The sequence below is a fragment of the Accumulibacter sp. genome (assembly GCF_036625275.1).
Taxonomy (GTDB): Bacteria; Pseudomonadota; Gammaproteobacteria; order Burkholderiales; family Rhodocyclaceae; genus Accumulibacter.
In genome coordinates, this window is the sequence record NZ_JAZKUD010000100.1 from 1 (window position 1) to 12969 (window position 12969).

General features: G+C 65.4%; 9 protein-coding genes. 5 read left to right on the forward strand and 4 right to left on the reverse strand.

Features of this window, described 5'->3' with window-relative positions; genetic code table 11:
• The 4 genes from V5B39_RS19290 to V5B39_RS19305 all read right to left on the reverse strand — a co-directional run.
• Window positions 1-235, reverse strand: a 235-nt coding sequence (locus V5B39_RS19290) for a PhnD/SsuA/transferrin family substrate-binding protein (protein WP_434735728.1), incomplete at its 3' end; no start/stop codon positions are given.
• Window positions 236-681: 446 nt separating this feature from the next.
• Window positions 682-2859 (reverse strand): tetratricopeptide repeat protein, encoded by a 2178-nt coding sequence (locus tag V5B39_RS19295; protein WP_332344481.1) that lies wholly within the window; start codon window positions 2857-2859, stop codon window positions 682-684.
• Entirely contained in the window at window positions 2856-3824 is a 969-nt protein-coding gene (locus tag V5B39_RS19300; RefSeq protein WP_332344482.1) for a hypothetical protein, read from the reverse strand. The genes V5B39_RS19295 and V5B39_RS19300 overlap by 4 nt, the downstream gene beginning before the upstream one ends.
• A 153-nt stretch (window positions 3825-3977) precedes the next feature.
• Window positions 3978-6710: a nitrate reductase gene (locus V5B39_RS19305; protein WP_332344483.1), complete on the reverse strand. Its 2733-nt coding sequence runs from the start codon at window positions 6708-6710 to the stop codon at window positions 3978-3980.
• Window positions 6711-6981: 271 nt separating this feature from the next.
• Between V5B39_RS19305 and nirB the strand changes: the two genes are divergently transcribed.
• From nirB to V5B39_RS19330, 5 genes are all read left to right on the forward strand, one after another.
• On the forward strand, window positions 6982-9411 hold the full coding sequence (nirB, locus tag V5B39_RS19310) for a nitrite reductase large subunit NirB (RefSeq protein ID WP_332344484.1): 2430 nt from the start codon (window positions 6982-6984) through the stop codon (window positions 9409-9411).
• Window positions 9412-9428: 17 nt separating this feature from the next.
• A complete protein-coding gene (gene nirD, locus V5B39_RS19315; protein WP_332344485.1) occupies window positions 9429-9737 on the forward strand; it encodes a nitrite reductase small subunit NirD in 309 nt (102 codons plus the stop codon).
• Window positions 9738-9759: 22 nt separating this feature from the next.
• The gene (locus tag V5B39_RS19320; protein WP_332344486.1) at window positions 9760-10971 is read left to right on the forward strand and encodes a nitrate/nitrite transporter; all 1212 of its coding nucleotides are present in this window, start codon (window positions 9760-9762) and stop codon (window positions 10969-10971) included.
• A gap of 79 nt (window positions 10972-11050) precedes the next feature.
• The gene (locus V5B39_RS19325) at window positions 11051-12742 is read left to right on the forward strand and encodes a protein kinase domain-containing protein (protein WP_332344487.1); all 1692 of its coding nucleotides are present in this window, start codon (window positions 11051-11053) and stop codon (window positions 12740-12742) included.
• A gap of 44 nt (window positions 12743-12786) precedes the next feature.
• On the forward strand, window positions 12787-12969 hold a 183-nt coding region (locus V5B39_RS19330), incomplete at its 3' end, for a hypothetical protein (protein WP_332344488.1).

Sequence of the window (12969 nt, forward strand, 5' to 3'; positions counted from 1 at the left end):
GTTTCGCCTGCACGAAGGTGAAACCGCCGAGCCAGGCGAGGTCGATCTTCTTCGCCGCCAGGCCTTCGACGACCGCGGCATAGTCGCTGACCGGTGTGAACTGCACTTTGAGGCCGGTTTCCTTCTCCAGATACTCGCCGAGCGGCTTGAACTTGCGCTGCAGCTCGGTAGGCGCCTCGTCGGGAATCGCCGAGACGCGCAAGACATCGGCGTAGCTGGCGGCGGCGCCGAGCATCAGGGCGAGCGCCAGGGCGCTGCGGGAAATCAGGCGGGGCATGAGAATCATGGTGGTCTCCGTGGGTTGATGGCTTGCCGCGGGGGATAGGCGTCCTGCCGGCAGGGCGTGCGGCCTCACCCGCCCGCGTCCCTTTTGTCCGGTGCACAGACGAATCGTTCCATCGCCGCGTCGAGTGAGTCATCCGCCACTACTTCCTTGAGCCAAGCCTGCGCCTGCGTCTCGCCGGTGAGGCGACCACCGATCAACCTGCCGTCGGGGGGCGATGGCACGCGTTCTGATCTGCCGCTGGTGGTCGGCGTAAACGACTGCAAAATCGTCGCTATCGAGGCCGAACAGCCGATCGATTTCGCGCAACCGACCGGCGATCAGGCTGATCGCGTACTCCGCATTGGTCACTGCGGTGGTTGGCCGGTGCTCGACCAGGACGAAACCGGCGCGGCGGGTCAGGCAGCCAGTGGCGCGGCGTCCAGGCCCACGTCCACCGCCTGGGTCAGGGCGTCGTGGGCCAGGGTGGCGAGGTCGACCGGGATCTGGTTGCCGTCCAGATGGCGGCGGAGTGTCTCCTTGAGGTACTTGGCCCAACCATCATCCCAATGCGTCGGCTCACCGCACCACGCGGCGAGGGCCGCATGAACCGCTTCACCCGCCTGTCCCCGTGCCAGTTGGACAAGATGGGTCAGGTGCTGTCCCTCCGGGAAACGCCTGAGCAGATCGTGCCAGTGGTCGGCGCTGACATGTTCCGGGGTGAGGGCCAGGCGCACCGGCAGCGAACCGTCGAAGCGGCCGGTACGTCCGAGCATTTCAATGCGGTATTCGGGCACCGCCAGACCTTTCACTACCTGAGCGTAGGTGTCGGCCGGGTCGGTCAGAGCCGCGTCCACCAGGCGCAGGGCGTCGGCGCAGTGCTCCTCTCCCATCCGGAAAAGCAGGTCGGCATGCGCCACCCTGCCGATCTTCTCCAAGCTTGGGAAGCCGGCCTGTTCAGCCGCCAGCGCCCGCTCGGCGCTCTCCGCGTCCCAAGGAACCTCTGGGACCACAGCACCGCGCCGCCGCGGTTCGTGCAGGTGCTCGCGAGACTCTTCCTGGCCCGCCGTGCCAGCAGCAATGAGGCGGCTGAGAGTCACAGCCCAGTGGTTCATGCCGTGAGTACGTCGGTATCGTTCCAGCACCTTAGTTGCCTCCGCACTCCGACCTTCGGCGATCAGCAGGCGGCCGAGGGTGAAGAGAGCAATAGCATCATCTGTGCGATCGAGGAGGTCGCGCAGCAAGGCAAAGGCCTCGTCGGCACGGTCGAGCAGCCACAGCACCCGAGCCAGCTCGACGCAGTTGGGCCCGTTGTCTGGATCAAGGACGGTCGCCTTGCGCAGCAACGTCTCCGCTTCAGCAAATCCGCCGCGCTCGACCCAGGCCAGAGCAAGGTCGTTGTATGCGGCCTGGTGCGACGGAACGCGACGTAGCGCTTCCCATAGCACCGCCTCGGCGAGATCGGGGCGGCCCAGCCGGGCAAGGGCAGTAGTGCGCACGCTCCAGGCGTGGCCGTTGGAGGGTGCCCACAGCAGGGCGCGGCGGGTCAGGGTCAAGGCGTGGCCCGGGGCCCGGCCCAGGATGATTGTGGCAATGTTGGTGCAGCTGGTGACCAGGTAATAGCTCTCACCGGTGGCGTCGGCGTAGCGTTCCACCTGGTCGAGCAATGCTGCCATCTTCCGCCACAGTGGCTCGGTCAATCCCTGATCGCGGCATTCCCTCCCCATTCCAGCGATGATGCCCGTAATGTCCTTCGGCAGCGCTGGCACCCGGCGCGGCGACCCGGCCTTGACCGGTGCTTGCAGGGCCGGATCGGATTCCCGCAGCCAGTTGGTGAACGGGTGGGCGCCGATCCGGTCATCTCGCAGGATCGCTTCCCACTGGTTGCGCCAGAAGCCCGGCTGACGAGGGAAGGCAGCCTTGAGGGCACGCCATTCGCGCACCACCTCGCTCCTGGCGTTGTCGTCTGTCGGCAGCCGGGCACCCCAGCGGGCCAGCCCGACGATCAGGTCGTGAGAAGGCCCTCCCGCCGGCACGCCGGGAGTTCTGGCGAGGCCCAGCAGGGCGGCGTCTAGGCGGTGACGCAGCCGCGGCACAGCCGCCTCCTCGCAGATGCGCAGCCAGAGGAAGCGGAATTCGCGCTCCTGCTGCAAATGGGCGGCGGCCGTGAGAATCGCACGGCCGAGGTCGAAGGTGGCATCCAGGGTGAAGGCGTCAGCCCAGCGCAGCAGGTCGAACGTCTCGGCGCGAATCCAGGCGCAGCTTTCAGCGAGGTTCAGCCGCCAGGCGGCCCGAAAAGCCTCACCCGTCTCACGAATGAAACGTCCCACGCCCCCCGGCCGGCCAAACAGGCCATCGGCCGCATGTCGCCGTGCCTGAAGCCAGGCCAGCAATGCGCGGTCGACCAAGCCCCATTCCGCTGTCTCCCGCGGCAGGTCACCGAGCAGCGCCATCAGCGCTTCGCTGGGGCTGGCCCGTTGCAGACCGGGAAGGTGGGCCACGCCACGCAGCAAGCTGTCGACCGCCCGGTCCGGCTGGGCGGCGAGGCGATCCAGCCACGGATGGCGCGGCGGGATGATGTCCGGAGTGGCACTCATAGGATTCCGAAATCGTCCCGATTGCTGAGAAGTTGCAGGCAGGCCAAGTGGTCACGGCGCAGCCTGGCCAGCCGCCCCGGTGAGGTGTCCGCCCGCGCCGTGATGGCGCCAACCTTCCAAATGTGGCTCGGGGCGTAGTCTATCCGCAAGTGCAGAACCTCGGAGGCGAGCCGGTCGCAATCGCCAGCGCCGGAGAGGTTCAAGGTGCGACCGTAATTCTGTTCCCGCGGCGAAGGGTGGAAGATTTCGTAGGGTTCGGCATCCAGAACCGTCGGTACGACAAGAGGATGGTTCGCATTGACTCTACGGGCGTGTGCGGTGACTTCCTTAACCGTGTAGCGCATCAGCACCACCGGGTGGGGGCCATACGCGCTGGTGGGTGGCAGGTGGGCCAGACCAAGGCGGTCGCGCAAGCGCAGGGACCAGTCGGGGGAGTCGATATCCTCCAACAGTTCCTGGGCAAAGGCGGCGAAGCGCGGCCGTACGGCGTTCGGGTTCTGGTTGAGGGAGCGACAGACCTCCTGGACAAGGGCCTTGGCGTCGCCAGCGGTGACGTTCGAATCGTGGCGCCGATTGTTGTATATGGCCAGGACATTTTCCAACTCCGCCAACGAACCAAGCTTGGTTTCTCCCAAGGCATAGTCCAGAGATTCGACACGGATAAGCTCCTGCGCCTCGCCCAGCTCGGACGCTACCGTCGCCGGGAGGGCCGCCTTGGTGTTCACAGAGAGGAAAGTCTCGGGCAGTGCCGTGTAAACCAGACCTTCCAGGTAGTCCTTGTGGCTTTCAAGCCAGTCTCCATGGGATGATCCGGCCGGCCCATGCTCGGCTTCATAGCGTACTTGCCTCTCGTCACTAACACGCTCTTCGAAGCGGAAATTCTCCGCCCGTGCCCGCAGCACGACATCGCTCGATCCAAGCAGATCGTCGAGCAGGCACCTGAGGGTGGGATGGGACGGGATCACGGAGGTGTCGCATTTTCAATGTCTGGGGCGTCAGATTATGCCACAGAAGCATTCGCCTACCTCCGGGTGAACAATGCCCCGCATGATGACCGTCTCTGGGCGCCAGCCGGCGGTAGTTTGGCAATGATGGTCGTCGAGCGGCGGCGACTGGGGTCAGGCGGCGTCTTGCTCGCCGACCCTTGCCGCGTGGCCGGCGACCATCTCGCGCAGTTCGGGCAGGCAGGCGCCGCAGAAAGTCCCGCAGCCGCGCTTTTCCTGCAGTAGCGGCAACGTGGCGCCAGCGGCCAGGTCGGCCGTGATCTCTGCCTGGCTGACGTCGGCGCACTTGCACACGACCCGGCTGCGTTGGGGTAGCTTGCCAGGGCGGCGGCCGATCGGCGCCACGGCCCAGCGAATCAGCGCCGCGTCGAGTGAGTCGTCAGCCATGACTTCCTTGAGCCAGGCCTGTGCCTGCGTCTCGCCGGCTAGACGAACGCCGATCAACCTGCCGTCGGGGGCGATTGCCCGCTTGCTGATCTGTCGCCGGTGGTCAGCGTAAACGATCGCCGAATCGTCGCTATCAAGGCCGAACAGCCGATCGATTTCGCGCAGGCGGCTTTCCGGCAGCGCCTCGCCGTTTGCCGCGCGGAAGACGACCAAGGCATCGCGGCGACCGTAGAGCCCGACGGTGGCGAAAGCGAACTCGCCGAGCAGACCGCGGGCACGTTCGAGCATGGGCAGCGCGGCAAGTTCGCCCAGGTCAGCCCGGCGCAGAATCACCAGTTGCCAGGGCAGTTCGGCCTTGTCAATGGCGACAGCAGCGTGCTTCAGCTCGGGTTGCTGCGAAAACGGGTCGCGCGTCGAGACGGTAAGGGCGTTGGCCCCAGGGCTGTTCATGAACTGATTCCCCCAGTGCATCGGCAACCAGGCGCAGCCGCGCGCCAGGCCTTCGTCGGGGGCGACGCGAACGACGATGCTGCCACGCGGATTGTGCACCCTGGCCAGTTCGCCGGCAGCTAGACCGCGCCGGCGCAGGTCGGCCGGGTTCATCGTCAGCAGTGGCTCGTCGTCGAGATTGAACAGGCGGGCGACCGTTCCGGTGCGGCTCATGCCGTGCCACTGATCGCGCAACCGACCAGAGATCAGGCTGATCGCGTACTCCGCACTGGTCACTTCGGCTGTCGGCTGGTGTTCGACCAGGACGAAACGGGCGCGGCCGTTCGCCGTCGGAAAGACACCGTCTTCGTACAAGCGTTGCCGGCCCCTGCTGGCGCCCGCGGGAAATGGCCACTGCTGCGGGCCGAGCGAGTCGAGCAGGGCGTAGCTGAGGCCGCTGATGTCGAGATCGCGGCCGCGCGTGGTCTCGCGATGCTCGTTGAAGATCTGTTCGGGATGGTCGTAGGGAAACAGTATTTCGGCCGGCTGGCGCAGCCGCTGGCCAAGCCGGCGGGCGAAGTCGACGGCGATCTGCCAATCGTGGCGTGCCTCACCGGGTGCGGCGACGGCCGGCGTGAGGTGAGTGATCCGGCGCTCGGAATTGGTCACCGTTCCTTCCTTCTCGCCCCAGGTCGTTGCCGGTAGCAACAGATCGGCGAAGGCGGCGGTGTCGGTGTTGCCATAGGCTTCCTGGAGCACGACAAACTCGGCTGCGGCCAGCGCGGTGCGGACCTGCGTCTGGTCGGGCAGCGAATGCGCGGGATTCGTGCAGGCAATCCACACCGCCCTGATCTCGCCGCTCTTCAGCGCGGCGAACAGTTCGATGGCGGTCTTGCCGGGTTGCCCGGGGACCGACGGCACGCCCCACAGCCGAGCGACCTCGGCCCGGTGCTGCGGGTTGGCCAGGTCGCGATGCGCCGAGAGCAGGTTGGCGAGGCCGCCGACTTCGCGGCCGCCCATCGCGTTCGGCTGACCGGTCAGCGAGAACGGTCCGGCGCCGGGGCGGCCGATCTGACCGGTTGCCAGATGCAGATGGATCAGCGCGGCGTTGTTGTGCGTGCCGTGCGACGACTGATTGAGTCCCTGGCAGTAGAGCGACAACACGGCGCCGGCGCTTCCGAACCAGCGCGCGGCGCGGATGATGTCGGCCTCGGGCAAGGCGCAGAGGCGGGCGACGACGTCTGGCGGATAGGCAGCGACGATCTCCTCGAGTGCCGCAAAGTCCTCGGTATGCGCCGCGATGTAGTCCCGATCTACCCGCCCCTCGCTGAGCAGGACATGCAGCAGGCCGTTGTACAGGGCGATGTCGCTGCCCGGCGCAAGCGGCAGGTGGAGATCGGCGATCTCGGCGGTCTCGCTGCGCCGTGGGTCGACAACGATGATGCGCAGCGCGGGGTTGGCTGCGCGGGCATCCTCGATGCGCCGGAAGACGATCGGATGGGCGATCGCCGGGTTGGCGCCAGCAATCAACAGACAGTCGGCGAGCGCGATGTCCTCGTAACAGCAGGGCGGCGCGTCGGCGCCGAGCGTCTGCTTGTAGCCCGCCACCGCTGACGACATGCACAGCCGCGAGTTGGTATCAACGTTGTTGGTGCCGATCAGCCCCTTGGCCAGTTTGTTGAAGACGTAATAGTCCTCGGTCAGCAGTTGGCCCGACAGGTAGAAGGCGACGCTATCTGGACCGTGCGCGGCGATGATCTCGGCAAAGCGCTGGGCGGCAAAGTCCAGCGCCTCGTCCCAGGCTACCCGCAGGCGCGGCTGCCCGCGCTGCGGCCGCAGTTCGGGATGCAGCACGCGATAGTCGGGCCGCGTCGTCAGGTGCAGCGAGGCGCCCTTGGTGCACAGGCGGCCCTCGTTGGCCGGATGATCCGGGTCGCCCCGCACGCTGCTGATCGTTCCCTGCTCGGTGTCGATCAGCAGGCCGCAGCCGACGCCGCAGTAGCAACAGATAGACTTGACTGGCTGGTTCATGACGTTTTCTCCTGATCGTCATTAGCAACAGCCGTGCCAGGGGCCAGTTCCGGGCAATCAGTGGATCTCTCGGCCCCGCGCACTTGCCACCGCCCGTGGTGCGCACCAGGCTCGACGCCTGCGCAGTCGTCTTCGCCCTTCTGTGGTGCGTCGCAGCACTCCCGGTCCAAAAAATGAGCCCGCATGCCTCAAGGTCTGGTCAGCGGCAGAAGGTGGCATGCAGTTTGCTTGATGACCTGCATCAAGATCCAATCCGCGGGAGAAAAGAGGAATGAGCAAGCAAAAACTCGTCATGGTCGGCAATGGCATGGCCGGCGTCCGCACGCTCGAGGAGTTGCTGAAGATCGCGCCTGATCGCTATCAGATCACGGTTTTTGGCGCCGAGCCGCACCCCAATTACAACCGCATTCTGCTGTCGCCAGTGCTGGCTGGCGAGATGACCATCCAGGAAATCGTTCTCAACGATCACGCCTGGTATGCGCAGCACGGCATCACGCTGCACCTGGGCAAGAAGGTGAGCCGGATCGACCGGGTGCAGCGCCAGGTCATTGCCGAGGACGACACGGCAGCGGACTACGACCGCCTGCTGCTGGCGACCGGTTCGACGCCGTTCATCCTGCCCATCCCCGGCAACGACCTGCCGGGGGTGATTTCCTACCGCGATATCGCCGATACCGACGCGATGATCGATGCGGCGGGACGCTACCGGCACGCAGTCGTCATCGGCGGCGGGCTGCTTGGCCTCGAAGCGGCGAACGGCCTGAAGTTGCGCGGCATGGACGTGACCGTGATCCATCTCTCCGACTGGCTGCTCGAACGCCAGCTCGACGAGACCGCCGGCCGGATGTTGCAGAAATCGCTCGAAGATCGCGGCCTCAAGTTCCTGCTCGGCAGGCAGACCGAAATGCTGGTCGCTGGCGAGAGCGGTCGCGTCGCCGCCGTACGTCTGAAGGACGGACTGGAACTGCCTGCCGAGCTGGTGGTGATGGCCGTCGGCATCCGTCCGAACACGGCGCTCGCCGAAGCGGCGGGAATCCATTGCCAGCGCGGCATTGTGGTCAACGATACCCTGCAGACGTTCGATCCGAAGGTCTACGCGGTCGGCGAATGCGTCGCCCACCGCGGTATCGCCTATGGCCTCGTGGCACCGCTTTTCGAACAGGGCAAGGTGGCGGCCAACCATTTGGCCCACTACGGCATTGGCCGCTATACCGGCTCCGTGACCTCGACCAAGCTCAAGGTGACCGGCATCGACCTGTTCTCGGCCGGCGACTTCTTCGGCGGCAAGGACACCGAAGAGATCGTTCTCAACGATGCCGCGGCCGGGGTATACAAGAAGCTGGTGATCAAGGACAACCGTCTGGTCGGCGGCGTACTGTACGGGGACACCGCTGACGGGCCCTGGTACTTCCAGTTGCTGCGCGACGGCCAGGATATCCACGAAATGCGCGACCATCTGTTGTTCGGTCAGTCGCATGTCGGCGACGTGGGCCATCAGGGTCACAGCAAGGCGGCAGCGATGGCCGACAGCGCCGAGGTCTGCGGCTGCAACGGCGTCAGCAAGGGAAGCATCGTCAAGGCGATCAAGGAGAAGGGTCTGTTCAGCCTCGACGACATCAAGAAGCATACCAAGGCAGCCTCCTCCTGCGGTTCGTGTGCCGGCCTCTGCGAGCAGATTCTCTCGGCGACCATCGGCGGCGCCTACACGCCCGCGGCCTCCAACCGCAAGCCGGTGTGTGTCTGTACGGACTACTCGCATCAGGAAGTGCGCGACGCGATCCGCACGCAGCACCTGCTGACCATCGACAGCGTTATGCGCTTCCTCGAATGGACCACGGAGGACGGCTGCGACAAGTGCCGTCCGGCGCTCAACTACTACCTCATCTCGACCTGGCCGAAGGAAGCCCGGGACGATCCGCGCTCGCGCCTGATCAACGAACGTGCCCATGCCAACATCCAGAAGGACGGCACCTACTCGGTCGTGCCGCGGATGTGGGGTGGGCTGACGACCGCCGCCGAGCTGCGCCGCATCGCCGACGTCGCCGACAAGTACCAGGTACCGACGATCAAGGTCACCGGTGGTCAGCGCATCGACCTGCTCGGAATCAGGAAGGAAGACCTGATCAGCGTCTGGAAGGATCTCGACATGCCCTCTGGCCACGCCTATGGGAAATCGATCCGCACCGTCAAGACTTGCGTCGGTGCCGAGCACTGTCGCTTCGGAACACAGTTGGCGATGGCCATGGGCGTCAAGCTCGAGAAGATGCTGTTCGACATGTATTCACCGCACAAGGTCAAGCTGGCGGTTTCCGGTTGTCCACGCAACTGTGCCGAGGCCGGCATCAAGGATGTTGGCGTGATCGGCGTCGATTCGGGCTACGAGCTGTATGTCGGCGGCAACGGCGGCATCAAGACCGAGGTCGCGCAGTTCTTCGTCAAGGTGAAGAGCGACGACGAAGTCATGGAATATACCGGTGCATTCCTGCAGCTCTACCGCGAGGAGGGTTTCTACCTCGAGCGCACCTGCCATTGGCTCGAACGTGTTGGCCTCGACCACGCCAAGAGCCGGGTCGTCGAGGACGAAGACAACCGCAAGGCGCTTTACGCACGCCTCCTGGCCGAGTTGCAGGGCGCCCCCGACCCGTGGGCCGAGCGCATCGCCGGCGTCGAACGTCATGAATACGAAGCGATTGTGGTTTGAGCAACTGGAGAAGAGCAATGGACGAATGGAAATCGATCTGCAAGCTGGAAGACATCCCGCGACTGGGAAGTCGCGTCGTACGTTCGACGAGTGGCGATATTGCCGTCTTCCGCACCTCAACCAACGCCGTGTTTGCCTTGCGCGACCAATGTCCGCACAAGGGTGGACCGTTGTCGCAGGGGCTGGTGCACGGCAATCAGGTGACCTGCCCCCTGCACGGCTGGAAGCTGCGGCTCGATTCCGGTGAGGCGGTTGCCCCCGACGAAGGCTGCTCTCGCCGCTTTCCCGTGCGCATCGAAAGCGGCACGGTCTTTCTGCAAATCTGACGCGAACGAAAGGGATACGAAGATGGACAAGGCATTCTGGAAGGCCGGTCACCGGCCGACGCTGCTGGCAGCGTTTCTCTATTTCGACCTGGCCTTCATGGTCTGGGTGATGCTCGGGCCCCTGGGCGTGCAGATCGCCAAGGATCTCGACCTGACGCACGCCCAGAAGGGGATGATGGTTGCCACGCCGGTACTCGCCGGGGCCATTCTGCGCATCTTCATGGGCATTCTGGTCGACCACCTGAAGCCGAAAATGGCCGGTGCCATCGGCCAGGTGGTCGTCATCGCCTCGCTGTTCTTCGCCTGGTACTTCGGCGTCGAAAGTTACGAGCAGACGCTGATTCTCGGCGTTTTCCTCGGGGTCGCCGGCGCCTCCTTTGCGGTCGCGTTGCCGCTCGCGTCGCGCTGGTATCCGCCGGAACATCAGGGAACGGCGCTCGGCATTGCTGGTGCCGGCAACTCGGGCACGGCGCTCGCCGCGTTGATTGCCCCGAGCCTGGCGATTGCTTTCGGCTGGAACAACGTCTTCGGCCTGGCACTGATCCCGCTGATTCTCGTCTTCGTGTTCTACCTGTTCGCCGCCAAGGACGCGCCGGAGTGCCCACCACCGAAATCGTTGGCGGAATACCTGAAAGTCCTCAAGGACAGCGACGCGTGGTGGTTCATGTTCTTCTACTCGGTGACCTTTGGTGGTTTCGTCGGCCTCGCTTCATCGTTGACCATCTATTTCAATATGCAGTATGGGCTCGATGCCAAGACGGCGGGCTTCTTCACCGCCGCCTGCGTCTTCGCCGGCTCGCTGGTGCGACCGATCGGCGGCAACGTCGCTGACCGTATTGGCGGCATCAAGAGTCTGTCGGTGATGTACGTCCTGGCGGCGATTTTCCTTGGCATCGTCAGCATCGGCCTGCCGGCTGCGTGGATGGCACTGCTCGCCTTCGTCGGCGCGATGCTGGCTCTGGGCATGGGCAATGGCGCCGTCTTCCAGCTGGTGCCGCAGCGCTTCCGCAAGGAGATCGGCGTGATGACCGGCCTGGTCGGGATGGCCGGTGGCGTCGGCGGCTTCTACCTGGCCTCGTCACTCGGTTATGCGAAGCAGCTCACCGGCAGCTATCAGATCGGCTTCCTGATCTTTGCCGCGCTCGCTCTGCTGGCGCTGGTCGGCCTGACCGCCGTCAAGACCCGCTGGCGGACCACCTGGGGGGCGGCGCACCTGACCGCCGCCAAGATCTGAGCGGCCATACTTTCGCGCGGCAGGGGCGGCACGGTAGAGTGCGACCTGCCGCCCTGCATTTTTCCGGAGCCTTGCCCGCATGCCCCTGATCGTCGACGCCGGCTACTCCTCGCTGACAGGTCCGCGCGAACGCAACGAGGATTTCTGTGGCATGGTCACGCCACAGGGCGGCGAACTGGAAAACAAAGGTCTGATTGCCGCCGTCGCCGATGGCATCGGTGGGCACCAGGGTGGTCGCGAGGCGGCCGAGTACACCGTGCGCGGCCTGCTCTCGGACTACTACGCGACGCCCGATACCTGGAGCGTGCCGCACGCGCTGGAAAAGGTCGTTGTGGCGCTCAACCGCTGGGTGATGGCCGAAGCGGGACGCCAGCCCGAACTCGCCGGCATGGCAACGACGCTGACCGCTCTGGTGCTTCGTGGTCGCCGCTACGTGTGCGCCCACGTTGGCGATTCGCGGCTTTACCTGCTGCGCGCCGGCGTGTGCACCCGCCTGACCAGCGATCACGTCTGGGAACATCCCGAACTCAGGAACGTGCTGTCGCGCGCGGTTGGTCTCGATCGTCACTTCCAGCTCGATTTCTTTGACGGCGAGCTGCAGCAAGGCGACTGCTTCCTGCTCTGTTCCGACGGCGTCTGGGGGGCACTCGAACATGCACGCCTGCAGTCCGCGCTGCTCGCCCATCCGGACGCGCAGCAGGCTGCCGCCTCGCTGACCAGCCTGGCACTCGCCTGCGGCGGCCAGGACAATGCCAGCGCTGTCGTGCTGCGGGTGACCGAGCTGCCGGCGCAGAACCTGCGCGATGCGCTCGCCGGCACGGCGCGCCTGCCACTGCCGCCGCGATTCAAGTCGGGCCAGGAATTCGACGGGCTGCACATCGACGAATTGCTGCACGATTCGCGCGCAACGCTGCTTTACCGGGTGACCGATCAGCTCTCCGGGCAAGCGCTGGTGCTCAAGACGCTGCGCCCGGAACTCGCCGACGACCCGGACGAGGTCCGCGCCCTGATCATGGAGGAGTGGCGAGCACGGCGGATCGTCTCGCCGTTTTTCGCGCAACTGGTACCGGCCGAGCGACGAAGTTGCCTCTACTACCTGCAGACCTGGCACGAAGGCGCGACGCTGCAGCGGATGCTCGACACCGGCCTGCATTTCACGGTTGCCGACGCCGTGCAGCACGGCATACGTCTGATGAAAGGCCTCTCGGCGCTGCATCGGCTCGACGTTGCGCACCGCGACATCAAGCCGGCCAACCTCCACCTTGGGCGCGACGGCCGCCTGCGCATCCTCGACCTTGGCGTCGCGCTCAGCCAGTCTGAAGACGACGCCAGCGTCGGCAGCCCGGGAACGCCGAGCTACATGGCGCCCGAGCTTTTCGCGGGCGAGCCGGCCGGCCCGGCGCAGGACCTCTACGCCGCCGGCGTCACGCTCTACCATCTGCTGACCCGCAAGTATCCCTACGGCGAGATCGAGCCCTTTCAACATCCGAAATTCGGTGAGCCGCTTCCCCCGACGCGCTATCGCCCGGACATCCCCGGCTGGCTTGAAAACGTCCTGCTCAAGGCGGTCGCCAGGGATCACGCACGGCGTTTCGAAACCGCCGAGGAGTTCCTGCTTTCGCTTGAACGCGGCGCCAACCGACCGTTGAACCGGCCACCGGCAACGCCGCTGGCGATGCGCAACCCGCTGCTGACCTGGCGGGTCATTGCGGCGATATCGCTGCTGTTGAACCTGTTGTTGCTGATGCTGCTGATGCTGCTGACGCGCTGAGGCCGACGCGTGCCATGCAGCCGCCCTTGTGGTCGGACGGAGTCTTGACCAGCAAGCGTCGCCAGGCATCCGCAGGTTTGACAGACAACAAAAAAATGCAGGACGACCAGCAGCCATATCCGACGGGCACGGAATCAGCGTCCCGCGCCCGGAGTCGCATGCAACCGCGCGCGAATCGCGCTGCAAAAGGCGAGCAAGTCGCCGAGACGATTGCGCACGACGTCGAC